Here is a 26,186-nt window from a genome sequence, read left to right as displayed (position 1 = left end):
CCTTAGCCCTTTAAGGGATTAAATCCCTTGAAGGGTTTGTAGCTGAAAGCGTTACTGCTTCACAAATTTGAACGTATGGACTTCATGCTTTGAAGAAGCTTTCAAGAAATAAATACCCGGAGACAGCCCACTGACATTTATCTTATATTTCATTTCTCCGGAATCAATAGTGTATTCTGTGAGTTTTTGTCCGGTTATACTCAATATTTCCACTTTTCCATCTTTTATTCCAGAAAGATCAGCGATCAGAAAATCAACAACCGGATTTGGATAAACCTGTACAGGATTATGGGAATAGACAGGATGAGGTTCAATACCCGTAACCACCTCACCACAAGTATCTACAATATCCTTAAAGGCGATCTTGGCGATGTTGAAAACACTGTCACCATATAGGACGCGGTTACAAGCCACAAAGAGGCTGTCGTGGTACACTTCCATCTTAAGTATCCCGCCATCTACAGAATATATACCCGTACCACACCAGCGATTGCCATCCCATACAGCAATGCCGGAGGACGTAATGCCCCCGGCAAATTGAAATTGACCAGCGACATAGAGCTTGCCCTCATGTTCCAGGAAATCAGTAACAGTAGCATTGGAATTACCTATACTAAACACCCATCCCCACTGATTTCCAACGCTCACCATCCCATCGCTGCATAAAGCGTCCGGGGTTCTGGCCGCCTTCCTCATAAAACCAGCCCCCAATGTATATTTCATCCTGATAGGCAATAATAGTATTAAGGGAATCACCTCCCTTCAGACCGCCTCCTACGTCTTTCCATTCTGTGCCATCCCAGCGCATTACCTCCTCCAGACCATTGGGAAAATCAAAGTTGCCAGCGAGGTAAAGTTGATTCTTATACTTGCATATATCGAATATCCATAGGTCTGAATAACGTTGTATTGGAAGAGACTTGGTCAAATCCTCCCATTTCGTCCCATCAAATCTTGCAGCACCATTTGCCTGTATACCGGCAATGCTATCAAAAAGGCCGGCAACATATAGGGTATCATCTATCACTTCTAAAAAATTAAAAGTGTTACCAACCCAATCGCCAAGAATAGTCCATGTATTGCCGTCATATTTTGCAAGGCCGTAACCTCCGGCTACATATAATTCCCCTTTATATCTTGTTATGGCAGAAATGTCAAACCCTATAAGGGGTGTTAATAGTGTGTCCCAATTCCTTCCATCATACCAAATCAATCCATTAGCTCCTTTTCCTTCCACCTCGCGGAAATCACCACCTATGTAAAGTCTTCCATCAGTGGTGTCATTATAAAAAGCTAATACCCCGGGAGAAAGCTTGAAAGGGAGTTTTTCCCATTTTGTCTGAGCAGCGGATGGAAAGGCAATTATAACTAAGGCTGCAGTAATTGCAGCCGTGGTTATTTTTCTTACTATTTTCATCAGTTATTCCTTTACGAATTTGAGGGTATGGATTCCCTCAGAATTAGAAATCTTCACCAGATAAATTCCAGCACTGAGTCGGGATACATCTATTTCCGATCTTGAAATACGATTGTGAACCACAATGCTCGAAAGCTCCTGGCCTGTCAAAGATAAAATTTGTATTTGCCCCTTTATCAACGGTATATCTATAAAAAGGATATCAGCAACCGGATTTGGATAAACCTGTACAGGATTATTGGAATTTACAGGATGAGGGTCAATACCGGTAACCACCTCACCACAAGTATCCACAATGTCCTTGAAGGCAATTTTGGCAATAAAAAAAACGCTGTCACCATAGAGAACTTGGTTACAAGCCACGAAGAGGCTGTCATTGTAAACTTCCATCCTGAAAATACCACCATCTAAGGAATATATACCTGTACCGCACCATCGTGTGCCATCCCAAACAGCAATGCCGGAGGAGGTAATCCCATCCGCATACAGGAACTGCCCGGCCACATAGAGCTTGCCCTCATGTTCCAGGAAATCATAAACGGTAGCGTTGGTATTGCCCGGACCATAAACGCCAGCCCCTACGGTTTTCCATTGCTCGCCATCCCATCTTTGCATAAAGCGTCCCGGGTTCTGGCCACCTTCTTCGTAAAACCAACCCCCGATGTATATCTCGTCCTGCTAGGCAATGACAGAATTGAGGGAACCACCACCTTTGAGACCACCGCCTACATCTGTCCATTTGTTGCCATCCCAGCGCATAACCTCCTCAAGACCATTAGGAAAATCAAAGTTGCCTGCGAGAAAAAGTTGGCTATTATACTTGCATATACTGTATATCCATAGGTCCGTATAATCTTTTATTTGAAGGGCCTGTGTCAAATGGTGAAGCTCCTCCCATTTTGTTCCATCATACCGAGCAGCACCACTGGCCTGTATACCGGCAATGCTATCAAAAAGGCCGGCTACATAAAGGGTATCATCAATTACTTCTAAAAAGTTAAAAGTTTTACCAACCCAATCACCAAGAGTAGTCCATGTATTGCCGTCATATTTTGCAAGGCCGTAACCTCCGGCTACATATAATTCCCCTTTATATCTTGTTATGGCAGAAATGTCAAACCCTATAAGGGGTGTTAATAGTGTGTCCCAATTCTTTCCATCATACCAAATCAATCCATTAGCTCCTTTTCCTTCCACCTCGCGGAACCTGCCGCCTATGTAAAGTCGTCCATCAGTGGTGTCATTATAAAGGCCGCGTACTCCGAGTGTAAGCTTGAAAGGGAGCTTTTCCCAATTTTGGGAGAAAACTGGATCATAATTGAAAAGCAAGGCCACAAACAGGATGGCCTTGAGAGATATTTGATTTGGTCGCATATCGGTTATTTCTTTCTCGAATTTGGAACTTGAAGCTCTTCGATGTAAAAAACAGGTTAACGCCTTCTGGCATGCCTGCCATTTCGATGGTAAAGGTAGGCTGAAGATGGCTTTCCGATAAGATACGCGCCAGCTTGGGGACCGGTGAGGCGCTGATGATGAACATGAAGGCGTGCGTTTAGATTACAGGCCCTTAACCCTTCAATGGTTCGAAAACCCTTGAAGGGTTGTAGGTTCAAAGAACTTTCTTCATGGTCTCAAACGCCTTTTTAATTTTGAAGGATTGCGCCTACCATCCCAAATTGTCACATTGGAAACATCTTTAGGTCTACCTGCTTCAGGGTTTTCTTCTATAAACTTTATGGCGTCCTGAAATAAGGATAATAGCTTTTTACTGTAGCTTGTGGATCTATTCCTTTGGATCCAATAATCTAATATTTCCAGGCGGTCTTCAATTGCCTGCCTTGACCAAACTACCTTTTTCGCAGCCATTCTTCCGTTAGACGATGGGCCTGTTCATCAGTCATAAATTCCCCTCTTTTATACTGCTCACGCGCTTCTTCAACCATCATTCTCTGTTCATCCGAAAGCTTAAAAGGCGTAATTGTATCAGATTCAAATGCTATTGTTTCTAATAAATACTTCAATAGTTTTTCGTCTTCAATTTTGTTAATCTCGCTAATCAGTTTCTCTTTAAGCCCAATCATAAATTCTCGGTTTTTAATTGATGGATCAGAAGTTACTTACCCCATTCCCGGAATCTTCGGCAGTCCCTTGCCGCCCATCTTGTGCATGGACTTCATCATCTTTTTCATTTGGAGCATCTGCTGGATAAGTTGATTAATGTCCTGCACTTCCATTCCACTGCCTTTTGCAATCCTGCGCTTACGGGAGGCAATAATAACTGATTTATGGCAATCCGCCTTATTTGTTGTAACATTGTGATTACGATCATATATAAACAGGGCTATAAATTATGAGGACATCCATTAAGCGCATAGGCAATTCCAAGGGTATCATCATACCTGCGGGCATATTAAAACTATGCGGTTTTGAGGAGGAAGTTTCCCTGGAAATCAAGGGCAATACGCTGGTCATTTCTAATGCGAAAACGCCACGGGCAGGATGGGAAGAAGCTTTCGCAAAAGCCGGGGCCGGACAGGAAGGTTTGCTAATGGAGGAGTTTCCCAATGACTTTGACAAGAACGAATGGACGTGGTGAAGCGCTTTGAAGTACATCTGGTCTCCTCAGACCCTGCGGAAGGCTCCGAAATAAAAAAGACACGTCCCTGCCTCATCCTTTCGCCTGACGAGATGAACAATACACTTCGCACGGTGATGGTAGCACCCATGACCACCACTTTGCGTAATTTCCCTTCCAGGGTCAGGACAACTTTTCAAGGTACACAAGGAGACATTGCCCTGGACCAAATCCGGGCTGTGGACAAAAAACGGCTGGTAAAGAAGTTGGGCAGCATCACGGCAATTACAGGAGAGAAAGTCCTTGCCGTCCTGCAGGAGATGTTTAGCTAACCACCCGGGAGTAGCAATAGAAGAATCCGAAGGTACTGAAAACCAGATTGCAGGAACCTAAAGGGGTTTTCAATCGTAAATCGTACCGCTAAAATCGTCAATAAAATCACCCCATTCCCGGAATCTTAGGCATTCCCTTGCCGCCCATCTTGTTCATGGACTTCATCATCTTTTTCATCTGGAGCATCTGCTGGATAAGTTGGTTGATGTCCTGCACTTCCATGCCACTGCCTTTGGCGATTCTGCGTTTGCGGGAGGCATCAAGCAAATCGGGATTCTTACGCTCTGCGGGCGTCATGCTCAGGATAATGGCCTCGGTGTGTTTGAAGGTTTCGTCATCAATATCAATGTCCTTCACCATTTTGCCCACGCCCGGAATCATTCCCAGCAGGTCCTTCAGGTTGCCCATTTTCTTGATCTGGTTGAGCTGCGAAAGGAAATCCTCGAAATCGAATTCGGCCTTGCGGAATTTCTTCTGTAGCCTTGCCGCTTCTTTCTGGTCAATGTTTTCCTGGGCCTTCTCCACAAACGAAACGATGTCGCCCATTCCCAATATCCGGTTCGCCATCCGTTCTGGGTAGAATAGGTCAATCGCATCCAGCTTCTCCCCTGTCCCCACAAACTTGATGGGCTTGTTCACTTCTGAGCGGATAGAAAGCGCAGCACCACCGCGGGTATCGCCATCCAACTTGGTCAGCACGACACCATTGAAATCAAGCCGCTCATTAAATGCCTTTGCCGTGTTCACTGCATCCTGGCCTGTCATTGCATCCACAACAAACAGTGTTTCCTGTGGATTGAGGGCTTTCTTTAACCGGGAAATCTCATCCATCATCTGCTCGTCAACGCTCAGGCGACCGGCAGTATCCACGATGATGGCATTTTTCCCTTTTTCCTTTGCGTACTTCAGCGCATTCTGGGCAATTTCTACCGGGTTCTTATTTTCTATTTCTGAATAGACTTCCACGCCTACCTGCTCCCCGAGCACCTTTAACTGCTCAATGGCTGCGGGGCGGTATACGTCTCCGGCCACCAGGAGTACTTGCCTTGATTTCTTTCGCTTGAGGTAGTTGGCCAGCTTTCCGCTAAAGGTGGTTTTACCAGAGCCCTGCAATCCCGCAATGAGGATGATGGCAGGCTTTCCCTCCAGGTCAATGTCCTCCATTTTCCCGCCCATGAGTTGGGTAAGTTCGTCATTCACGATCTTCACCATCATCTGGCCTGGAGACACGGCTTTGATTACATTGCCACCAAGCGCCCTGTCCTTTATCCGGTCGGTAAAGTCCTTGGCTACTTTATAGTTTACATCCGCTTCTACAAGTGCCCTGCGCACTTCTTTGAGGGTGGAAGCAATATTTATTTCCGTTATTTTTCCCTGACCTCTAAGGTGTTGGAATGCGGTATCTAAACGGTCACTTAAGCTTTCAAACATGGATGTTTTGTTTTGCCACTAATGCACTAAGTACACTAAGGGGCACAAAGGTTTATTAAAATTAAGATAGACACAAAGACTCGAAGTCGCTAAGGGTAATTAAAATAGACACAAAGACTCAAAGTCACAAAGGGACACAAAAGGTTTTTAATTAAGATGGACACAAAGTGGAAGTCACTAAGGAGCACGAAGGGTTTTTAATTTAGAATTCAAAATTTAGAATTTAGAATTAAACTAAGGCTTCCTCGTATTCCTCTATGGGTGGACAAGTACACATTAAATTGCGATCTCCGAAAGGATTGTTCACGCGGCCTACTGAGGGCCAGAACTTGGAGTGCTTGAGCCAGGGAAGCGGATATGCTGCTTTTTGGCGGCTGTAGGGCAACGTCCATTCATCAGCCGTTACCACCATTGCTGTATGTGGAGCATTTTTCAGCACGTTCACTTCCTTGTCAGCAGTACCGGCTTCAATTTCCGCTATCTCATTTTTGATGCTGATCATGGCCTCAATAAAGCGGTCGAGTTCTGCTTTCGATTCGCTCTCGGTCGGTTCAATCATCAATGTGCCCGGCACCGGGAACGAAACGGTGGGCGCGTGGAAACCGTAGTCAATAAGTCGCTTGGCAATATCCTCTACTTCTACCCCTGCTGATTGTTTAAAACCCCGTGGGTCCAGAATCAGTTCGTGCGCTACCCGGCCATTCTTGCCGCTGTACAACACGTTGTAATGTCCGTCAAGCCTTGCCTTGAGGTAATTGGCGCCCAGGATGGCAAACTGCGTGGCTTCTGTCAATCCCTTCGTTCCCATCATCTTGATATAAATATAGGAGATGAGCAGAATATTGGCGCTGCCCCACGGAGCCGCTGAAATAGCTGAAATGGCCTTTTCGCCTCCCATTTTAATCACCGAATGACCGGGAAGAAATGGGGTGAGATGTTTTGCCACCCCTATTGGGCCCATGCCCGGACCGCCACCTCCATGAGGAATGCAGAAGGTTTTGTGCAAGTTGAGATGGCATACATCCGCGTTAATAAGTCCGGGATTCGTCAATCCAACCTGTGCGTTCATGTTTGCGCCATCCATATATACCTGTCCTCCGTGCTCATGAATGGTTTTGCACACTTCACGGATTTCGGTTTCATAAACCCCATGCGTACTTGGATAAGTCACCATGAGGCAGGCAAGATCATTCTTATGCTCCTCAGCTTTCTTGTGGAGGTCATCAAGGTCAATATTTCCCTGGTCATCGCAGCGCACCACAACTACCTTCATCCCAGCCATTACCGCACTTGCAGGATTTGTCCCGTGTGCCGACTGAGGAATAAGGGCAATGTTCCGGTGCCCGTCTCCCCTGCTGAGGTGATATTCGCGAATTACCATTAACCCAGCGTACTCACCTTGCGCCCCAGAATTAGGTTGCAGCGACATGCCATGAAACCCGGTGATTTCCTTGAGTTCATCCTCCAGTTCAGCAATAATTTGATGATACCCAGCGGCCTGTTCCACCGGTACAAACGGGTGCATTTGGCTGAACTGGGGCCAACTCACCGGCATCAGTTCCGTAGCTGCATTCAGCTTCATGGTGCAGGAGCCGAGTGCAATCATGGAATGCACCAGCGAAAGGTCTTTATTTTCCAGGCTCTTCATGTACCGCATCAGTTCAGTCTCGCTGTGATGGGTGTTAAAGACTGGATGCGTGAGAATTTCATCAGTGCGCAGATGCGCTGCCGGCAACGAATGTTCTTTCAATTCCAGTTTACTGCGGTCGAAGGTTTTGCCTCCTGCGGCAGCAAAGGCAGAAAGCATGTCTGCAACATCGCCCACAATGGTAGTCTCATCCACCGAAATCCCAATGGTTCCGCCACCAATGTACCGGAAGTTGATCTCGCGCTTTTCAGATTCAGCACGGATGGCATCTTCAGAAACTCCTCCCAGGTCAATATGCAGGGTATCGAAGAATTGCTCATTTAATTGGTTAAAACCTAATTTATTCAACTCGTTTGACAACAGCTTTGCAGTGGAGTGAATCTGGCTTGCAATCCGCCTCAAACCTTTTGGGCCGTGATACACGCCATACATGCCTGCCATTACGGCCAGCAGCACCTGTGCCGTGCAAATATTGCTGGTGGCCTTTTCCCTGCGGATGTGTTGCTCCCGCGTTTGCAGCGCCATGCGCAGCGCCTGGTTTCCCTGAGCATCAACTGATACTCCGATGATCCGGCCTGGGATTGAGCGTTTATATTCTTCCTTAGTAGCGAAATAGGCTGCATGAGGGCCACCGTATCCGAGCGGAACACCAAAGCGCTGGGTATTTCCTACGGCCACATCAGCACCCCAATTGCCCGGAGGTGTCAGCAGCACAAGGCTCATCAGATCGGCCGCTACAGCCACAAAAGCACCGTGCGAATGCGCCTGTTTGCAGAGGTCGTGATAGTCGCGGATGTTCCCATGCCCATCAGGATATTGCATTAAAACCCCATATACTTCGTCAGTAAATTCAATATCGTCAATGGGTGCAATCTTCAGATCAATGCCCATTGGGATGGCGCGCGTTTTCAGCACATCCAGGGTTTGTTCAAAGCATTTGTCAGATACATAAAAGGTATTTCCCTTGTGCTTTTTCTTTAAGCTATGAAGCATGGCCATTGCCTCGGCAGCCGCAGTGGCTTCGTCAAGCAATGATGCATTTGCGATCTCCATTCCTGTGAGGTCAGAAACCATCGTCTGGAAATTCAGAAGGGCCTCCAACCTTCCTTGTGCCACCTCACTTTGGTAAGGCGTATACGCAGTGTACCAGCCCGGGTTCTCAAAAATATTTCGTTGGATGGCGCTGGGCGTGATGGTATTGTAGTAGCCCATGCCAATATAGCTGCGGTAAACCTTGTTTTTGGATGCCACCTGTTTCAGCATCCTTAGCAGTTCAAATTCACTGAGGGCAGGCTGAAGGTTCAACTCACCTTCCAGCCGAATTTTGGCAGGAATGGTTTCGCTGATGAGTTGATCGAGCGAATCCACCCCAACGGCTGTTAGCATCTCCTTTGTTTCCTGCTCATCAGGGCCTATGTGGCGGTTGCGGAATTTATCTGAAAAACTCGCGTGAGAATTCATTTGAAATTTGAAATTGAAAAGGTGAAAAATTTGCCGCAAAAGTAAGGTGAATTAAGGTTTGGGCAATGTATGTCATAGGCCGGAAAAATGGCTTCAGTTGAACCTGAAAGGCTTATTATCTTTGTAATATAAAACCTCAACCGGGGATGGACAATTCAGCCAGATTAAAGCATTTGCCTCATTATACTTATGAGGACTACAAGCAATGGGAAGGCCGGTGGGAGCTGATTTATGGGATACCATTTGCCATGGCCCCGGCCCGTGTTATAAACATCAATTTGTTGTCGCAAAATTGATGGTTCATCTCCACCTCGCTGTGGAATCTTTTAGTAGTTGCGAGGTGCTGCTCTCGCCCTTTGACTGGAAGATTAACGAGGACACCATTGTGGAACCTGATCTAATGGTAATATGCTACTTCTTGGGCGATGTATTGTTTCTGGAAAAACCGCCCGAACTGGTAGTAGAAATTCTTTCTCCTCACAACCGGGAAAAGGACCTGGTCACCAAATTTGACCTTTACCGAAAGCAGAAAGTAAAATATTATCTGGTGGTAGATGCCGATAAAAAAGAGGTGACCATTTTTGAATATAAAAATGATTCATATCAGAAGGTTGGGGAACTTAGCATGGACAGCTTCGATTTTGAACTCAGCGCCTGCAATTTCTCCCTTGACTTTAGCCGGATATGGCCGGATTTCTAAATTAAGCCAAATCAAATAAGCTCCTCACTGCAAGCTTCTGATCCGCAATAAAACCTTCCCCCGCATAAGCACCTATGCGAAAACCCCAATCAAGATTACGCGCTTTGATCTGCTCTAAGAAATGCCTGGAGGTGAGAATGGTATCGGGTTCTTTGCTCGCAGGATCGTGGAATTGGGATTTGAATGCACGGATTGCCTCAAGCTTTTTGTCCAGATGCGCTGAAATATCCACAATAATGTCCGGCTCTATATAATTGAACTGGACGAACTTGTACATCCGTGCTGGCCGCCATTCTCGTTGCGGCTCTCCCTCCCACTCCGTTTCTATACGCCTGAGCCCGGACAGAAAGCAGGCCTCAGACACCAGATCCGAAGCACGGCCATGGTCAGGATGCCTGTCATGGGGAGCGTTGCTGATAACAATCTCCGGCTGGAAGCGCCTGACCTGCTGCATAACTTTAAGCCGGTGAGCATCATCATTCTTGAAAAAGCCATCCGCAAAACCCAGGTTCTCGCGAAAGCTGATGCCCATAATTTTTCCGGCTTCCTCTGCCTCCTTTAAGCGGATTTTTGCTGTGCCGCGTGTACCGAGTTCTCCTTGGGTAAGGTCCACAATGCCAACAGATTTTCCTGCACTCGTGTGGGCGATGATGGTCCCGCCACAGCATAATTCTGCATCGTCAGGATGGGCAGTTATTACAAGTAAATCAACTTTCATTTCCCTGATTTTTAAACAGGGCAAAGCTACTGCCTCGCACTTTTAAATGCCGGGCCTCAAACTTTTGGGAAGTTCTTTTCTTTGCGGCCATAAAATCTAAACCCGGATAAGATGGAAATCAAATTTATCGGCACAGGGGGCGCATTCGACTATGAGTATCTTAATTCCTCGGCTTTGCTAACGATGGAAGGCCGTACGCTCCTGATTGACTGCGGCCATGCTATATATCCTGCACTGCGAAAAGCAAACAAAGCCAACGAGGTAACCCACCTCCTGGTAACGCACACGCATGACGACCACGTGGGAAGCCTGTCTGTGCTCATCCTGCATCACCATTATTTTGCCCCGAAAAAATTGACGCTGTTATATCAGGATGAGGATTTTTTGAACACATTGAAATCCTTCTTTTCCCATACGCTGGGAGATATTTCCGAATATGTGGAATTGCAGCCGCTGTCAGAGGTTGACGGTATTACAGCCATTGAAACCACAAAGCACCATGTGGACTACCTCCGCACTTTCGCATTCATTTTTGAGGAAAACGGGCAACGGATTGCTTACTCTGGTGATCTAGGCGATGCTTCAATACTCTTCGAAGTTTTGGATAAACTCCCCGAAAAAGACACTACTGTTTTTCATGATATTTTCTTCGAGAAAAATATTTCCACACATACTTATTATAAGCAATTGGAAAAATACCTGAATCGGTATGCCATTTTCGGTTACCATTGCGACCCCCGAAAAAATCCACAGGATAATCCTATACCGCTTGTGCAAAATGAACCGGAATTTCTTCTTCGAGGTACGTGAGCGAGACAAATCCACTTTATTAACTCAGGGTTTTTAAATAAAAAAGCCCCAGACTATTTTACTCTAATCCGGGGCTTTCCTGCGATTTCGCTCTTTATGTTAATAATAGGTCATCCTGCGAACGCCTGCCAGGTGTTTGGCAAATCGGATTACCTGGTGTGTGTAGCCAAATTCATTGTCATACCAAATGTATATCACAGCATGGTTGCCACTTGGTGAAACAATGGTAGCCGCGCCATCCACCACGCTGGGATGATGATTTCCCACAATGTCAGATGATACGAGTTCGTAGCTTTCAGAAAACTCTATCTGTTCCACGAGGTCACCAAAAAGTGAAGCATTTCTGAGCATTTCATTTACCGCTTCTTTGGTAGTGGTTTTCTTAAATGTCAGATTGAGAATGGCCAGCGAACCATTGGGTGTGGGAACCCGCACGGCATTTCCTGTGAGCTTCCCTTTCAGTTCCGGTAGCGCCTTCGCCACCGCTGAGCCTGCTCCCGTTTCGGTAATGACCAGGTTGAGCGCAGCCGCGCGGCCTCTGCGGTATTTCTTATGGATGTTGTCCAGCAAATTCTGATCATTGGTGTAGCTATGTACCGTTTCAATATGGCCGAATTCTATACCGAGATTATCTTCCAGCACCTTGAGCACGGGAACTATCGCATTGGTAGTACAGGATGCCGCACTCACGATCTTTTCCTTATCCGGAACGGAGTCATGATTAATTCCATAAACTACATTAGGCAAGTCTCCTTTTCCGGGTGCGGTCAGAAGTACGCGGTCAGCACCTTTTGCCTGTAAATGGCGGCTCAATCCTTCACGATCGCGAAAAACGCCTGTATTGTCTATAATCAATGCATCATGAATATCATATGCTGTGTAATCCACGTCTTCCGGTTTGTCAGCAGAAATGATCTTTACCGGCTGTCCGTTTATGATCAGGCATTCATTTTCAGCATCTATCGTGATGCTTCCTCTGAAGGGACCATGAATGGAATCATTGCGCAGTAATTCGGCCCGCTTCTCCAGTTGGTCTGTGCCATTGCTTCGTGCCACTATTGCCCGGAGGCGAAGCTGTTTGCCAGTTCCTGTCTGGGAAATTAAGCCTCGGGCGGCCAGCCTGCCAATGCGGCCAAAGCCATAGAGCACTACGTCCTTTGGTGCGAAAGTGCATTTATCATCGCCAAGAAAGTTTTTGAGTTTCTCATTTAAGAATCCATTCATATCCTCATACTTTTCCTGTTCATTCAGCCATTCGTTTCCAAGCCTGCCCAGGTCAAGACGGGAAGGTGCAATATCCATAGCGGCAATGGCCTGCGCCAGGGCCAGCGTAAGGCCTACAGAAAGCTCCCGTTTAATGATGATCTTAGCCCGCATGTGATGATTCAAAATTTCATTCGGACTCGAATCAATAAGCCTTCTGCGAAAAATTACCAGTTCCACCGATCTGTCAAACCAAAGTTCACCTGTAATGCTCAACAGGTCAACGGCCTGCCTTTCCTTTTTGATCCAGTTATTCAGCCCTTGCTCAAACTGATTCTCCACTTCAGGCAATCCATTCTGCGATTTATAATCCATTTGATAAAATATTATTGAATTTAATGCTTAAAAAATGAGGTGCAAAATTATCCTTTTAACCGATTATTTAAAGATCAGAAGGCATCTAAAACCGTTGCTTTCTTACCAGATAAAATAGTTTCCTTGAACCGGCTTTCGGAGAACCGCACTAAAAGCGTGCATTAAATAATTCACTTTCCTTCAATGTCCGCAAGCGAAAAGGTTTCCCTGATCCTGATTCCTTTGTCCGTTTTTTCCACTGTACAACATTCGACTTTCGGATCGTGCTCAAAAAAGAGGATGAAGTTTTTCTCGGCTGCTTCTGTTAATAGATTCGCTTTCTCCTTCATCGTTTCCAAAGGACGAATATCGTATCCCATAACCCATGCAGTTGGAATATGCGCAGCAGAAGGGATGAGGTCTGCTACATATATTATGGTGTGACTTCCAAAGCGGATCACGGGGAGCATCTGGCTGTCAGTGTGTCCATTCACCAGGATAAACGAAAATCCAGGGAAAACCTCATCCGGTTCTTCAAGCAGTTCCAGCCTGCGGGCATCTTGTATGGGTTCCAGGTTTTCTTCCAGGAAGGAGGCTTTTTCACGGGCATTAGGATGCATGGCGTGATACCAATGGCGTTTGTGGCTCCAGTAAGTTGCCTTTGGAAATGTGAGTTCATAGCCGGTATGGTCGTCTTTCCATTTCACAGCGCCTCCCACATGATCAAAATGCAGATGCGTCAGGAAATTATCAGTGATATCCTCCGGTGCAAAGCCTGCCTTTTCCAGGCTTTCGATCAGTTTAGGTCCGTGCGGCTCGTAATAGCTAAAAAATTTATCGCTCTGCTTATTTCCCAGGCCGCTGTCAATCAGCACCCGTTTTTCATCATATTCCACCAGGAGTAGCCGCGTGTCCCAGGTGCAGAGATTATTTTCATCAGGCGGGTTTTTCTTCTCCCATAGTTTTTTTGGAACTACGCCATGCATAGCGCCTCCGTCCAATTTAAAATATCCGGCATGTATTGCGTGTAACTTCATCTTACAATTTTAAACTGTAGACTTCGGAATTACGATTTTTGTTCAATAGAACTCACACCGGGACTGAAATAAAGGCTTTTTGATTTCCTGCGTCTTTTAATATTATTTCATTTGCTCCTTTAAAAGGATTAAAAATGGAAACCCGAGTGCCTTCAGGACAGGGCAGGATGCGACCGGCAAAAACCCTGATATAGATTGATCCTTAACGGTGATTAATTGCTCTCTGGTTGTGGCAACGATTAATTTGTTTATCTTTGCCCCTCATTATAATTTTTTTTTAGTACGATGAAAAACGGAACAGTTAAGTTTTTTAACTCCACAAAGGGGTATGGCTTCATTAAAGATGACGCAACAGACGAAGAAATTTTTGTACACGCTTCAGGTCTTATTGACGAAGTGAAGCAAGGTGACCAAGTGACTTTTGAAACCACGGAAGGACGCAAAGGAACAAACGCCATCAATGTAAGATTGGCATAAGCAACAAAGTTTTTTCCCCGATTACAGCCCCGGTTTCTACATGAAGCCGGGGCTTTTTTATGCAGGTATCCGAGGTTGTCAATGATCATCAAAACCTTGAAAAAAATATGAATGATCATTTAATGGCCATATTCACCTTTTTTATTTTATGAAGGCTGAATTATCTTATAAATTAAACCCATCCGAATCTTTTGCGGTATTCAATAATTATTTTAGGCTGCCTTACTTTGCAACCTTGCTTAGAGGCTTCCTCAAGGCAACAGTTGATGTTACATTTGATATACAGGAAAAACTAAGGTACTGGTGAGTAAAAGACCTTCCCGAAATACCATCCGCTGGATCAGGCGGATCATTTACCTTGCCTTCGCAGCAATTGTCGTTTGGATGACAATATATATTTACAACTATGTTTCAGGAAAAAGCCTGGGTGAAAAGATCTCCCCACAGATTGACTCTCTGGATGTTCACATCAGCCGTGAGGAGCCTGATCTTCTTCGAGGCAACCTGTACCTGAGCATATACAATTTCCTGCCGGTGAATGTATACCTGGACAGCCTTCTGTACATCGTTTCGCTGGAAGATACCTTATATGTGAACAACATGTTGCGCGAGCGGCTAAAGCTTTCGCGCCAGGAACGGCATGGCGGCCAGCTTCCGTTAACAATAAATTATACCCGGCTTGCTGAACAACTTAACAGCAATAAGCAGAAGGCAGCGCTTGAAATGGCTCTGGTGGCGTATCTTGATTTTCCGCTTATCGGGAAAAGAACCATCCGGTGGGACAAAACCAGGCACTTTAAACTGCGAAGTACGCCCAATATTAGCCTCGAATCAGTGGATGCAGAAATGGAAGGCACCGGAGACCGGCAACTGAGGACTACCTTCCGACTGGAGATGGAAAAAGAATTTCCGGAAGGAAGCATGATTGACAGCCTTGCCTATGAAATCAGCATTGACGACCAGCCATACATTACGGGCAAGCGAGTAAAGAATATTTCACTTCATAAAACTGCAGAAGGCGGCATTTTGCTTCCTGCGGTGATTGACGTGATGACCTTGCGGGAGCACATACGTTCAATCCAGGCCAATGACAGCATGTGGATCAACACAAAAGGGTATGCGGCCTTGTATTTCCCGGCCAGCCAGGGATTTCGCATTAATTTCAGCCTGGATCGTGAAATGCTCATACCCAAGCCACCGGAAATCCAGATTACGGAAGTATCTGTGAGTTCTTTTGATATAAATAATTCCACTTTGGTAGTGGAATTAAAAGTAACGAATCAAAATCCATTTGGCCTTACTTTTAAAAAAATGAACTACGAGTTTTTTATAAACCGGAAGTTGATAGCGCTGCACACTCTGGAAAAGGTGCAAAGGGTAGACAGCAATTCGGTTTCTTACCTGCGGATACCGGTAAACCTTAAAGCGTATGAAGCAGGCTGGAAAGCGTTGAACATGCTCATATTTAAATCAGAGCCTAACTATACCCTGAGAGGCCAGTTCGTAATAGAATCAGATATTAAAGAAATTGGAGAAGTTCATCTCAACCTGGTAGGACGCGGCAAGCTGCGCAGCCAGGCCATGAAGTCTGATAGCGCGGTATCCTTCCGCGACCTCCTGCGAGAGATCGGTGAGTAATTCCATATTCCGCCTGCCTTCGTTTTGCGTCAATTCTTCATTTGCCATCTTAGCCTTTGTTGGTATTTCCGGCTAAGCTGATGCTGCCTTTACTTCTCCGCTACATTCTGTAAATCCGTATTCAGGCTTACGGTTGGGATTCCGGTTTTCATGCTAGTAACAGCGAATCTTACAATTGACACGCTCCCATCCATCTTCTTTTCATTGCTTTAGCGGGTACAGATAATTTTGACCCCGGAAAAACAGGAAAGCCTTTGTCCTGTGGTGGACAAAGGGCATTGGAAAATTCTAACAACTAAAGCATTACGCATGAGAGTAGATCAACTATCAAGAAGGGAAAACGGAGACATCTTTTTTCACACATTCAACACTTCGGAGCCGCGAAAGGCAAAGTTGCTTTTGGTAAACGGCAGCAAAGACCTGACGGAAGACTGGGACTGGTACATAGACCTGAAGCTCATTTATCCTAAGGCGCACATCATTTCTGCATCCAGCAATTTCAGCAACAATGAGAACGCCTACAGGCACTACCTGGAGGCAACCGCCATTGAAGCTGACGATGCACAACTGGAAGCATGGGCCATTAATTTGAATCATGGTGCTGATGTTTCAGAAGTCGGAAGAAAACTGGCTGAAAACGTGGATCGAGACCGGCTGCAACATTTAATGGTTTATACCAATGGCAACAGTTCTGTTTGCCGCAGGGTCAAGGAAAGCATCAATGAATACTTCGAGGATAAAACTATTTATACCGGTGGCCTGGCATGGAGCAGCTATAGCGGTGGCAAAGGTTTTATTGGTCTGGACGAAGATATTCGCGAAGGCAATCTGGTGGCCATTGCTTTCTATGGCGAAGAAGGCAAGGGTATCAATCCGGAACTCAATAAACTTATCAACTTTGTAGGGCGGCAACTGCTTCCTCAGCAACAGAACGGGGAGTATCCCCTGATGAGAGCTTCTTAGTCAATGAATGAAGGAGTGAGGAAATGGAGGAGTGAAGCTCCAGATTGTGTTTTAAATTGTTTTAAGATTATTACGTTGTAAATAATGATAAAGGTTTTAGACCTCTCTGCATTTCAGGAACTTTTTGAAGATGAGGCAGATTTCCAGGAAGAGATCCTGACCCTGTTCCTGGAAGAAACGCCAAAGAAACTGGAAAGGATGCAACAGGCTTATGCCTCTGGAGATATGCACACCGTTTCTCAAATTGCGCATTCGCTGAAATCACCATTCTCCACTCTTGGCGGAACAGCCATGATGGAGATGGTGACGAAGCTGGAACACAACAGCGACCTGGAACCTGCCATGCTGCGACAGGTGCTGGATGAGCTTACAAACAGCCTCAGCCAGGGTTATAAGGAAGTGCGTGTCGCCTTACAGCAATTGTCCGCTTAAATTCTTTCATGGATGAGTGACTTCCATTAATTTCGGAATCAAAAAAGGATGAGCGAAACCGTAAATCCGCAAATGCATGAAAGCTGGAGACAGGCACTCAGTGGTGAGTTTAGCCAACCCTACTTTTTACAATTGAAGAACTTTCTGCAAAAGGAAAAGTCTCAGGGTAAAAAGATATTCCCTCCGGGCAAACTCATTTTTTCGGCTTTCAACCATACTCCTTTTGATAAAGTAAAAGTGGTAATACTCGGCCAGGATCCTTATCATGGCCTGAAGCAGGCTAACGGCCTTTGCTTCTCTGTAAGCGATGGCATTACCGCTCCGCCAAGTCTGCTGAACATCTTCAAGGAAATCCGCAATGACTTAGGAATTCCTGTTCCCCACCACGGCAATCTGGAAAAATGGGCCCGGCAGGGAGTCTTGTTACTCAATGCCATCCTCACTGTGCGCGCCCACTTGGCAGGCTCACATCAAAACCGGGGCTGGGAATCTTTCACAGATGCCGTGATCAAAAAAATTTCCGAGGAAAGAGCAGGAGTTGTATTCTTGCTCTGGGGAAAATTTGCCCAATCGAAGAAAGCCTTGATCAATGAAGAAAAACATACAGTTCTCACGGCTCCACACCCCTCTCCATTTTCAGCAGACCGGGGGTTTTTTGGTTGCCGCCACTTTTCCCGTACCAACAAAATTTTAGAAAACCAGGGCTTAGAAGCCATTGACTGGTCACTCTGATTTATTCTTACTATATATGGAGTTATTATTTCTTATAATCTTTGTGGCTTCATGGTGGCCGCTAAACCCAATGATTTTATTAGCTTTCCCCCCTGATTTATTTCCTGGTAAATGAATTTGAAACAAGTAGAAGCATTCATCCTGAAAAAGCTTGAGAATGAGCTATCCCCTAAACTCACCTATCATGGGGTGCATCATACGGTGGATGTATACAATGCCACCCTCATGCTTGCTGAACGGGAAAAAGTGACCGGCAAAGACCTGGATCTTCTCAAAGCTGCTACCTTCCTGCATGATACCGGCTTTTTATTTACATACCGGGACCATGAAAAAGCCGGTTGCGAGTATGCTCAGAAAATTCTGCCTTCACTTGGCTTTGATGAAAATGATCTTGAAACAATCTGCTCTATGATCATGGCGACCAGGCTTCCGCAAAGTCCAAATAACAAGGCTGAAGAGATTCTATGCGATGCAGACCTCGATTATCTGGGCCGCGATGACTTTTGGCCCATTGCCAACTCGCTTTACCAGGAATTCCTGGCTTTTGGTATTATTCAAAATGCGGTGGAGTGGAACAGGTTGCAGGTCAGTTTCCTGGAAAAACATCACTACTTTACGCCTACTGCCAAAAAGCTGCGTGAAAAGATGAAGCAAAAACATCTGAAAGAAGTGAAAGAGCAGCTTGCCATTCTTGAATCTCAGGATTAAACGCAGCCAAAATCTCACCCATTGGCAGCGCAAATTATTTGCTCCAAATCGGTCCCGCGCTAAGGCACCCATATCTTTTTAGATAAGATCCTTCCATCTTCATTTTGAACCTTCAGGATATAAATACCTGAACTGAGCGGATTATTCAGCGAAACTTGCATGACCGGTGCTCCTTTCAAATTTTCCTGTTTCAGAACAAAGCGGCCGGCATGGTCCACCATTTCCACCTTTAGCATCCCTGGAAGGCATTTTTTATTAAATGAAAGCCTCATCGAATTTCTTCCGCGCTGCGCTTCCGCAAATAATTCGCAGTTCCATTCATCGCCTCTCCTGCCCAGCGGATCCTGAATAGCCGCAACTTTTGCATCGCTGTGGCGCGGGCCGGCAAGTGCTGCGGCTGTGGCAACGGTAGCCTTTACCACGTTGGTCATAAAAGTAAAATCAAGAGAATCAATAACATCCGTGGCTGAATGATAATTGGGATTTCTAAAGTTGCCGCCATCTGTAATCATTATCGCTTTGTAGCCGGCATCCCAAAAGCTGGCATGGTCGCTTCTGCGGAAATCAGGAGCGATAGATCCATCACCAGGCAAGACTAAATCAATTACCTTAAGTTGCGGAACAAACTTCTGGGCATTTGTACGAAATGAATCATTCAGCGAACGGGAATTTGAATTGGCTATTGATGCTATGAAATTTCCACGAAAGTTGTCAGCCTGCAGCTCTGCATAGGCATCAGGGAAAAGCACGTTGAATCCGGCAGGTACTGATTGGGAATTGGGCCTCTCATTCTTGTATCCTATCATCTCAAAATTCAGCACACCGAAAATATTTTCCCCAGGTAAAATCCCACCACTTTCAACGTATTTGTCGCTGCCAATTAATCCTTCCTCCTCCAGGTCGAAGGCAATGAATCGGATGCTGCGATCAAAATTGTATTTTGCAAGAATCCTTGCGCATTCAAGCATTCCCGCCACTCCAGAAGCATTGTCATCCGCACCTGGCGAATGCGAAACCCCATCGTAGTGTGCATCAAGAATAATCGTGATCTCCTCATCCAGGATACCTGGAATTTTTCCGGTTATATTCTGGCCTGGCAATCCTGAATCCTCGAAGTGATGTATCCAGGGCAATAGTCCATATCGCGCAAATCTGTTGTACACAGAATCACGGGTAGTTTGCAAAAGCAGCGCGCCTGCCGTCAGGTGCCGGATGCCTTGCATAAATTCCACATTAGAATAAAGTTGAAGGCTGTCTACCTGATCTGCCAATTCCTGTATATCAACGGATTTGCGGTCAGTAGCTTCGAGTAAAACCATATATTCAGAAAAATCTGTAATTGAATCCGGGTATTCCCAAACTATCATTTTGTCCGTCCCGGGCGTTACCGGAAAGCCTATGTGCCCTGAAACATTTTGAGCAGAGATGAAAAAGGTCTTTCCATCATCTAAGGAAATTTTCAGGTTTACCTCAAGCGGATCGGATTCCTGATCCTCCACGTTATAATGAATATTCACAACTTTCTGCTGATGATCAACTGTAGCCGTCAGTTCACTGATGGACGGCACCTGGTTTTGCGCAAATGAACAACTCAGGGCCACCGTACAAAAGCAGATGAGTAAAATTGAGATATACTTCATGTTTTTGGGAATTTTGAATTTTAGCACTAAATAGAATTGTATTCCGGAAAGAAGGATCATTAAGCCTTAATCATATTATTATTTAATAAAACCTTCCAATGCCGGTACGCTCTGAAAAAGACAATATTAAAGTTTAAAGCAAGGAATTAAAAAGAGGTCAATTCTCCCCGACTATTCGCAAGTGCTCGCAGCGGCAAGGTCTCAATTGCCTGTTCGAGTACTTTATTAAAATCCAAAAGTAAAAAATTCCCGCAATGTCATTCTTACTATTTGTATAGAGAGAGCAAATTTTTCGTGCATCCTGATCACCGTAGCAACGGATTTATGGGAATTACCATAATTCATTTTGATGATAGATTTCAGGGTAATTTGAAGGAGGAAGCCTATGCCGCAGGAATAAGTGAGTTCCCCCGCCTTCATCCCTATCATTTACTTTTGCATCCCTTAAAAAAGTTGAAAGATGAAAAACAAAGATCTTGTGGCTAAGTCCGAAAACCCTGTTCAAAAGCTGGAGGAACTACGCGAGAAAGCCAGGCTTGGCGGTGGCAAAGAGCGCATTAAAGCCCAGCATAACAAAGGAAAGCTCACAGCCCGCGAACGGGTTCATTTCCTGTTGGACGAAGGTTCATTCCAGGAGATTGGCGCAATGGTAATGCACCGGGCAAAGGACTTTGGTATGGAGGAGCAGAAAGTACTTGGCGATGGTGTAGTGACAGGCTACGGCAAAATTCATGGCCGCCTGGTCTATGTCTTTTCTCAGGACTTTACAGTATTTGGCGGCTCACTTTCTGAGACGCATGCGGAGAAGATCTGCAAGATCATGGACCTGGCGATGAAGAATGGTGCCCCCGTCATTGGCCTGAATGATTCCGGGGGTGCGCGCATACAGGAAGGCGTGGTTTCACTTGCCGGGTACGCTGACATCTTTTTCCGGAATACACGTGCTTCAGGCGTGGTGCCGCAAATTTCAGCCATTATGGGTCCTTGCGCAGGCGGAGCGGTATATTCTCCCGCCATCACAGATTTTATTCTCATGGTGGAAAAAACAAGCTACATGTTCGTAACGGGACCTAATGTCGTAAAAACCGTTACGCATGAGCAGGTGAGTTCCGAAGAACTGGGGGGTGCAATGGCCCACGCATCCAAAAGCGGTGTAACGCATTTTGCCTGTAAAAACGAGCTGGAATGCCTGGAAAACATCCGCAGGCTCCTAGGCTATATGCCCCAAAATTGTGAGGGCGATGCGCCATCACTCCCTTACGAAGAGCAGGGCGAAGAAAAACGACCTGAGTTGAACGACATTATTCCTAACAATCCTAATCAGCCTTACGATATACGCGATGTGATAAATGGCAGCATTGACAAGGATTCGTTTATGGAAGTGCATGAAAATTATGCAGAAAATATTGTGGTAGGTTTTGCCCGTATGGGAGGCAGAAGCATCGGGATAGTGGCCAATCAGCCGGCTTTTCTTGCGGGCGTGCTGGACAATGATTCTTCCATTAAGGGAGCGCGGTTTGTGCGCTTCTGCGATTGCTTCAACATTCCTTTGCTAGTATTCGAGGATGTACCGGGTTTCCTGCCTGGTACAGATCAGGAGTGGAATGGAATTATAAAGAATGGTGCGAAGTTGCTCTATGCATTTTCTGAAGCCACCGTTCCCCGCATTACCGTGATTACCCGCAAAGCTTATGGCGGAGCTTATGACGTGATGAACAGCAAGCACATCGGGGCCGACCTGAACTTTGCCTGGCCCACAGCCGAGATTGCCGTAATGGGCCCCAAAGGCGCAGCGGAAATAATCTTTAAGCGCGAAATCGCTGCGGCTGAAGATCCGGAAACCCGCCTACAGGAAAAGGTAGACGAGTATACGCTGATGTTCGCCAATCCGTACAAAGCGGCTGAACGCGGATTTATTGATGAGGTTATTAAACCGGAGGAAACGCGCATCCGCCTTATCCGTGGTTTTGAGATGCTGGAAAACAAGGTGGATAACCTGCCGCGGAAGAAGCATGGGAATATTCCGTTGTGAGTTGTACGTAAAAGAGTTCAACGTTCAGCGGTGGGTACGCATCACCTTATCGCTAAGTTGGATCAGGTGAGTGCAAAATCCCATGAGAATATGGAAATTTGAAAGTGTTGAAAGTAACAAAAGTGTGATTTTATCACACATATATGAGTTGTGGGAATACGGGAAAACTGCCGGAAATTCGTAAATTTGACTTAAATAACCGAGAATATGAAGACTGTAAACATTCAGATATCCGATCTTGAATTTGATCAACTTGGCCTCAAAAAAAGCAACTTGTCTTTTTCTGAGTTCATTGAGATTGTAGGAAAGCATATCACTAAGCAGACTTTGGAAAAAAGCATTCGACTTTCCGAAAAGTATGGACTTTCAAATATGACAATGAATCAAATAAACGATGAAATCAAGGCTTTAAGGGATGCAAAAACTGATTCTTGACACTAACGTTGTCATTTCATCACTAATTCAGAAGAACTTTCCCTATTTGATTCTTGAGTACTGCTTTGACGGAAAAGCCATTATTTGTCTTTCAAATCCAATTCTACAGGAATACTTTGAAGTTGTTAGAAGACCAAAATTCGCTCGTTTCCCCGATTTCTTGAGTAATGCGGAGTTTTTATTAACCAGACTCCAAGAATATTCCGAATTCTATGACCCATCAGACAAAATTGACTTAATTGCTGATGAGCCAGACAATCGACTTTTAGAATTGGCAAGACAAAGCAAAGCAAATTTTATTGTGACTGGGAATACCAACGACTTTAAAATGAGCTCTTTTGAAACGACCAAAATTGTTTCTCCGAGGGAATTTTGGACCGAACATAAGAAATAAAAAAAGTACCTTTTCAATATCTTTGAACAGGGTCATAACCTGTTCCCTAACGAATACATCCATCCAATAGACCGTGGCAAAGCTTATGACGTGAAGTCCTTCTTTGTTGTGAAAATTGTATTTTCTGCTCATTCCGTTTAATTTTGCTAAAGATAATTTACTCTGTTTAAACTGATCAGGTCAAATATTCCATTGTAGATATAATATACTGGTTATTGTAAAATCAAAATAAGCTGTGAGGAGATTTCTCAGGACTTTTATTTGTTATACTGATCAATTAGCCAACTGCCGGACACGGGATTTTCACCCTCTGGAAATTTAGGTATCTTCCATACCTTTGCCAGTAAACACAGTACCTAAGAAAACATGAGGCGAACATTGGTTTCCACAAGGTTCGTTCTTTGTTGCTACCTTTGTCGCAGGCGGGCAGGAAAATGCTTCGAAAGCCCCGCGTTTCTTGGCTGCGGAAAGTTGTGGCTGATTTGAAAAATAATGAAACTAAAACAGAAATACTATTTATCGAAAAAGTCATTCGAATTGACAGACCGAAAAGTGTTGATAAAGGAAAATTCAGCTTTTGATGATCAGGAATGGGAAGCTCGATATAATGAACTCGGACTTGATTTGGTAAAAATTAAATCACGAGAAGGTATTGGAAATGCTGTTCTATTCGGTGGACTTTTAATAGTTACTTCCTTTATGACCTTTAAAGCGTTTACTGACGGGACAGATTATAAACTCGCTTTTTTATTCTTATTCTTCTGTTTTATGTGGGGGACATTTTTTTGGTGGAGTATCCAAAAATACTTTGCTGCTCATTTTGTTCTACGTGGCGGACAAAAAGCCTTGACCTTCTTCATTAATAGCCCCAATGAAGAGACTGTTATGAAATTCATTAACCAAATAAGAGAAAGAACAAAATCAAGACTCAAGGAAGAACTTACACATTTTGACCCTGATTTAAGCTATGAAGACCAACTAAGTAATTTGAAATATTTAAAGAACATAGACGTAATCGACCAAACCGAATTTGAAAGAATAAGAGAAGACTTGAGAGAACGACATTTGATTAAATAAAAAATTAGCCACAATATGAGTAGCCTCGCTGGTGCGAATTTAGCGACAACGTAACTCATACCAAGCAGACAACGCATACTTTAAATGTAAACCGTTAAAACGGTTATGTTCTATTTTATCCCATTTTTCCCGGTTGAAACCGGAGGCTATGGAGCAAGTACCGCCAACCTTCCCGTTGGTGTATCTGATTACTTCCATAATTCGCCAGTCGGAATATTGAAGTCCATTAAAACCCATAATCCGGATAATTTTCGGTAAACTCATCCTCCCGGAAAGGCGGGTTCACTTTTACATTGTGATACCGGTATTCTTCATAAAGACCCTTGTCATCATAAACCCGCAGAAGTACCGGGAGTCGGCTCTGTTTATTTATGAAAATTTCCATCTTCCGGGCATAATCCACCGGGATGGTGATCTCCATTCCTGGTTCACCATCATCAAAATCATAGAGGTCAGCATTAGCTTCCAGTATCTGGTATTCACCGATGTGAAATTTGCGGGCTATATCCTTCAGGCTTTCTCCGGGCTGTATGGTGTATTTCCGGTATCCGAAATTAGGATTGTCGAATAATATACGGTGGCAGGCCACTCCGTCCACTTCTGCTTCTCCCTTATATACTACAAGTCGCGGTAGATCATCCTCGTATTTTTTCATCAGGTTTTCAAGGATAGCGATAAAATATCCGAAGCCTGATTGAAATATCGTGTGGTGCTGATCCTTCCTCATCTGTCCGCCCAGCGGATCGAGGCTCACGTTGATCCAGGGAAAGCCATTCGGATTGATGAGCGCCTTACCGTTATTCTTTCCCGTTACGTACAGCACTTCGAGACCCTCTTCCGGACTTTGCTGGCGGATATAAACCTTCAGCGGCTCTGATTGCATTTTGGTGGTGGAGACCTGCGAAACCATTTTACCATCAATTCGCTCTTTTTTAGCCATTGTATATTGCAAGGTCTCCACTTTATGCGCTGCCGTAAACATATTCCTCACAATGGATATCGCATTCTGTGCCGCCAGTTCCTGATCTGCAATCAATATAAGCAGGAATGAAACAATGATCCTCAGTATAAGCATATTATTTAATAATTCTGATAGTTAATATTAAGACAACCGAAACCTTTGCTTCCCTCAAAGAATTTGCGAAATTGCTCCGAAAAATAAATTGCCATGTCATACTTCAGCAAAGATTTTATCGCTTTTTTCCTCGAACTGGAAAAGAACAATCACAAAGCCTGGTTTGATGAAAACCGGAAACGATATGAGACCTCAGTCAAAAAACCTTTCCAAAGCTTTGTTCAGGAAATGATAAAGCGAATCCAGGCCGTGGACCCCGAAATTCAACTGGAGCCAAAGAACGCAATTTTCCGCATCAACCGCGACATCCGGTTTTCGCAGGATAAGTCACTCTATAAAACGCACATGGCTGCTATCATTTCCCCGCAAGGCCGAAAGGATCATCAACACCCCGGTCTTTATTTTCAGTTTGGGGGTGAAAAAGCATGGATAGGCGGAGGTGCCTACCAATTGGAAAAAGACACGCTGCAAAAATTACGGGAACATATAGCTACCCATCCCGGAAAACTGGAAAAGCTTTCAAACCAAAAGGAGTTCAAAGCAAAATTTGGAGAACTGAAAGGCGAGAAAAACAAGGTGCTGCCAAAGGAATTTAAAGATGCCGCACAGGAACAACCGCTGCTTTTCAATAAACAGTTTTACTACATGGTGGAAACGGATGCTGATATTATCCTCAAGCCGAACCTTCCGGAAATTATGATGGATTATTACATGACCGCGAAACCTGTGAATGATTATTTAAAAGAGGCAATGGGGATTGTTTAAATGCTTAGACATAAAGGCACTGAGAACACTAGGGGTCACAAAGTTTTTTATTTTTAGACACAAAGACTCCAAGCACTCGAAGGGGCACTAAGTTTTTTATATTTGACCTTTAGGTGCTAAGAGCACGAAGA

The 26,186-nt window shown here is 44.8% G+C and carries 28 protein-coding genes and 1 pseudogene; 15 read left to right on the top strand and 14 right to left on the bottom strand.

The genetic code is table 11. The annotated features are described in order from the left end of the window. Positions 1–51: 51 nt before the first annotated feature. The 6 genes from WD077_10880 to WD077_10855 all read right to left on the bottom strand — a co-directional run bounded on the left by WD077_10880 (position 52) and on the right by WD077_10855 (position 3,750). The gene (locus WD077_10880) at positions 52–621 is read right to left on the bottom strand and encodes a T9SS type A sorting domain-containing protein (GenBank protein ID MEX0967732.1); all 570 of its coding nucleotides are present in this window, start codon (positions 619–621) and stop codon (positions 52–54) included. After that, positions 614–1,417, bottom strand: coding sequence for a hypothetical protein (locus WD077_10875; protein MEX0967731.1), 804 nt, complete (start codon positions 1,415–1,417; stop codon positions 614–616). Before WD077_10875 ends, WD077_10880 begins: the two co-directional genes overlap by 8 nt. Before the next feature lie 3 nt (positions 1,418–1,420). Further along, positions 1,421–2,032, bottom strand: a complete 612-nt coding sequence (locus tag WD077_10870; GenBank protein MEX0967730.1) for a T9SS type A sorting domain-containing protein — start codon at positions 2,030–2,032, stop codon at positions 1,421–1,423. A 63-nt stretch (positions 2,033–2,095) separates the two neighbouring features. Continuing rightward, positions 2,096–2,791 carry a hypothetical protein gene (locus WD077_10865; protein MEX0967729.1) on the bottom strand — a complete coding sequence of 232 codons (696 nt, stop codon included), beginning with the start codon at positions 2,789–2,791 and terminating at the stop codon, positions 2,096–2,098. A 473-nt stretch (positions 2,792–3,264) separates the two neighbouring features. Next, positions 3,265–3,498 carry a hypothetical protein gene (locus WD077_10860; GenBank protein ID MEX0967728.1) on the bottom strand — a complete coding sequence of 78 codons (234 nt, stop codon included), beginning with the start codon at positions 3,496–3,498 and terminating at the stop codon, positions 3,265–3,267. A gap of 36 nt (positions 3,499–3,534) precedes the next feature. After that, complete coding sequence (locus tag WD077_10855) at positions 3,535–3,750, bottom strand: hypothetical protein (protein MEX0967727.1); 216 nt, start codon at positions 3,748–3,750, stop codon at positions 3,535–3,537. Between the two features lie 17 nt (positions 3,751–3,767). Between WD077_10855 and WD077_10850 the strand changes: the two genes are divergently transcribed. Together WD077_10850 and WD077_10845 are read left to right on the top strand one after the other, a co-directional pair. Further along, positions 3,768–4,013 (top strand): AbrB/MazE/SpoVT family DNA-binding domain-containing protein, encoded by a 246-nt coding sequence (locus tag WD077_10850; GenBank protein MEX0967726.1) that lies wholly within the window; start codon positions 3,768–3,770, stop codon positions 4,011–4,013. After that, positions 4,001–4,324, top strand: a complete 324-nt coding sequence (locus WD077_10845) for a type II toxin-antitoxin system PemK/MazF family toxin (protein MEX0967725.1) — start codon at positions 4,001–4,003, stop codon at positions 4,322–4,324. Before WD077_10850 ends, WD077_10845 begins: the two co-directional genes overlap by 13 nt. A gap of 106 nt (positions 4,325–4,430) precedes the next feature. Here the strand turns inward: WD077_10845 and ffh are convergent, their stop codons facing one another. Beyond that, entirely contained in the window at positions 4,431–5,756 is a 1,326-nt protein-coding gene (ffh, locus tag WD077_10840; protein ID MEX0967724.1) for a signal recognition particle protein, read from the bottom strand. Between the two features lie 229 nt (positions 5,757–5,985). After that, complete coding sequence (gene gcvP / locus WD077_10835; protein MEX0967723.1) at positions 5,986–8,865, bottom strand: aminomethyl-transferring glycine dehydrogenase; 2,880 nt, start codon at positions 8,863–8,865, stop codon at positions 5,986–5,988. Between the two features lie 205 nt (positions 8,866–9,070). On the opposite strand from gcvP, the gene WD077_10830 reads away from it, so the two are divergent. Beyond that, positions 9,071–9,565 (top strand): Uma2 family endonuclease, encoded by a 495-nt coding sequence (locus tag WD077_10830; GenBank protein MEX0967722.1) that lies wholly within the window; start codon positions 9,071–9,073, stop codon positions 9,563–9,565. Position 9,566: 1 nt separating this feature from the next. On the opposite strand, the gene bshB1 is transcribed toward WD077_10830, so the two are convergent. Beyond that, positions 9,567–10,283: a bacillithiol biosynthesis deacetylase BshB1 gene (gene bshB1 / locus WD077_10825; GenBank protein MEX0967721.1), complete on the bottom strand. Its 717-nt coding sequence runs from the start codon at positions 10,281–10,283 to the stop codon at positions 9,567–9,569. Between the two features lie 111 nt (positions 10,284–10,394). On the opposite strand from bshB1, the gene WD077_10820 reads away from it, so the two are divergent. Further along, positions 10,395–11,093 (top strand): MBL fold metallo-hydrolase, encoded by a 699-nt coding sequence (locus tag WD077_10820; GenBank protein MEX0967720.1) that lies wholly within the window; start codon positions 10,395–10,397, stop codon positions 11,091–11,093. A gap of 99 nt (positions 11,094–11,192) precedes the next feature. On the opposite strand, the gene WD077_10815 is transcribed toward WD077_10820, so the two are convergent. Then, positions 11,193–12,671, bottom strand: coding sequence for a glyceraldehyde-3-phosphate dehydrogenase (locus tag WD077_10815; GenBank protein ID MEX0967719.1), 1,479 nt, complete (start codon positions 12,669–12,671; stop codon positions 11,193–11,195). 170 nt (positions 12,672–12,841) lie between these two features. After that, positions 12,842–13,687 (bottom strand): MBL fold metallo-hydrolase, encoded by an 846-nt coding sequence (locus WD077_10810; protein MEX0967718.1) that lies wholly within the window; start codon positions 13,685–13,687, stop codon positions 12,842–12,844. Between the two features lie 285 nt (positions 13,688–13,972). Here WD077_10810 and WD077_10805 point away from each other — a divergent pair, with 285 nt between their 5' ends. From WD077_10805 to WD077_10780, 6 genes are all read left to right on the top strand, one after another. Next, positions 13,973–14,164, top strand: a complete 192-nt coding sequence (locus WD077_10805; protein MEX0967717.1) for a cold shock domain-containing protein — start codon at positions 13,973–13,975, stop codon at positions 14,162–14,164. 303 nt (positions 14,165–14,467) lie between these two features. Beyond that, complete coding sequence (locus WD077_10800; GenBank protein ID MEX0967716.1) at positions 14,468–15,802, top strand: LEA type 2 family protein; 1,335 nt, start codon at positions 14,468–14,470, stop codon at positions 15,800–15,802. A gap of 309 nt (positions 15,803–16,111) precedes the next feature. Beyond that, positions 16,112–16,765 (top strand): FIST N-terminal domain-containing protein, encoded by a 654-nt coding sequence (locus WD077_10795; GenBank protein ID MEX0967715.1) that lies wholly within the window; start codon positions 16,112–16,114, stop codon positions 16,763–16,765. Between the two features lie 84 nt (positions 16,766–16,849). Further along, positions 16,850–17,197 carry an Hpt domain-containing protein gene (locus WD077_10790; protein MEX0967714.1) on the top strand — a complete coding sequence of 116 codons (348 nt, stop codon included), beginning with the start codon at positions 16,850–16,852 and terminating at the stop codon, positions 17,195–17,197. Positions 17,198–17,245: 48 nt separating this feature from the next. Further along, complete coding sequence (gene ung, locus WD077_10785) at positions 17,246–17,929, top strand: uracil-DNA glycosylase (GenBank protein ID MEX0967713.1); 684 nt, start codon at positions 17,246–17,248, stop codon at positions 17,927–17,929. Positions 17,930–18,040: 111 nt separating this feature from the next. Further along, positions 18,041–18,637, top strand: a complete 597-nt coding sequence (locus tag WD077_10780; protein ID MEX0967712.1) for an HD domain-containing protein — start codon at positions 18,041–18,043, stop codon at positions 18,635–18,637. 59 nt (positions 18,638–18,696) lie between these two features. Here the strand turns inward: WD077_10780 and WD077_10775 are convergent, their stop codons facing one another. Continuing rightward, positions 18,697–20,277 carry a M20/M25/M40 family metallo-hydrolase gene (locus WD077_10775; protein MEX0967711.1) on the bottom strand — a complete coding sequence of 527 codons (1,581 nt, stop codon included), beginning with the start codon at positions 20,275–20,277 and terminating at the stop codon, positions 18,697–18,699. A 460-nt stretch (positions 20,278–20,737) separates the two neighbouring features. Between WD077_10775 and WD077_10770 the strand changes: the two genes are divergently transcribed. The 3 genes from WD077_10770 to WD077_10760 all read left to right on the top strand — a co-directional run bounded on the left by WD077_10770 (position 20,738) and on the right by WD077_10760 (position 23,138). After that, complete coding sequence (locus WD077_10770; GenBank protein ID MEX0967710.1) at positions 20,738–22,309, top strand: acyl-CoA carboxylase subunit beta; 1,572 nt, start codon at positions 20,738–20,740, stop codon at positions 22,307–22,309. Positions 22,310–22,516: 207 nt separating this feature from the next. After that, positions 22,517–22,744 (top strand): hypothetical protein, encoded by a 228-nt coding sequence (locus WD077_10765; protein MEX0967709.1) that lies wholly within the window; start codon positions 22,517–22,519, stop codon positions 22,742–22,744. Beyond that, entirely contained in the window at positions 22,725–23,138 is a 414-nt protein-coding gene (locus tag WD077_10760; GenBank protein MEX0967708.1) for a putative toxin-antitoxin system toxin component, PIN family, read from the top strand. The genes WD077_10765 and WD077_10760 overlap by 20 nt, the downstream gene beginning before the upstream one ends. 42 nt (positions 23,139–23,180) lie before the next feature. On the opposite strand, the pseudogene WD077_10755 reads toward WD077_10760, so the two are convergent. Next, positions 23,181–23,270, bottom strand: a pseudogene (locus tag WD077_10755) (transposase). A gap of 405 nt (positions 23,271–23,675) precedes the next feature. On the opposite strand from WD077_10755, the gene WD077_10750 reads away from it, so the two are divergent. Further along, complete coding sequence (locus WD077_10750; protein ID MEX0967707.1) at positions 23,676–24,215, top strand: hypothetical protein; 540 nt, start codon at positions 23,676–23,678, stop codon at positions 24,213–24,215. 226 nt (positions 24,216–24,441) lie between these two features. Here WD077_10750 and WD077_10745 read toward each other — a convergent pair whose 3' ends face one another. After that, on the bottom strand, positions 24,442–25,290 hold the full coding sequence (locus tag WD077_10745) for a DUF1571 domain-containing protein (GenBank protein ID MEX0967706.1): 849 nt from the start codon (positions 25,288–25,290) through the stop codon (positions 24,442–24,444). Positions 25,291–25,383: 93 nt separating this feature from the next. On the opposite strand from WD077_10745, the gene WD077_10740 reads away from it, so the two are divergent. Next, positions 25,384–26,055 carry a DUF2461 domain-containing protein gene (locus WD077_10740; GenBank protein MEX0967705.1) on the top strand — a complete coding sequence of 224 codons (672 nt, stop codon included), beginning with the start codon at positions 25,384–25,386 and terminating at the stop codon, positions 26,053–26,055. The last annotated feature ends 131 nt before the right edge of the window (positions 26,056–26,186 follow it).

The sequence above is a fragment of the Bacteroidia bacterium genome, from assembly GCA_040880525.1.
Taxonomy (GTDB): Bacteria; Bacteroidota; Bacteroidia; order CAILMK01; family JBBDIG01; genus JBBDIG01.
This window is presented reverse-complemented; position numbering and strand designations above follow the sequence as displayed.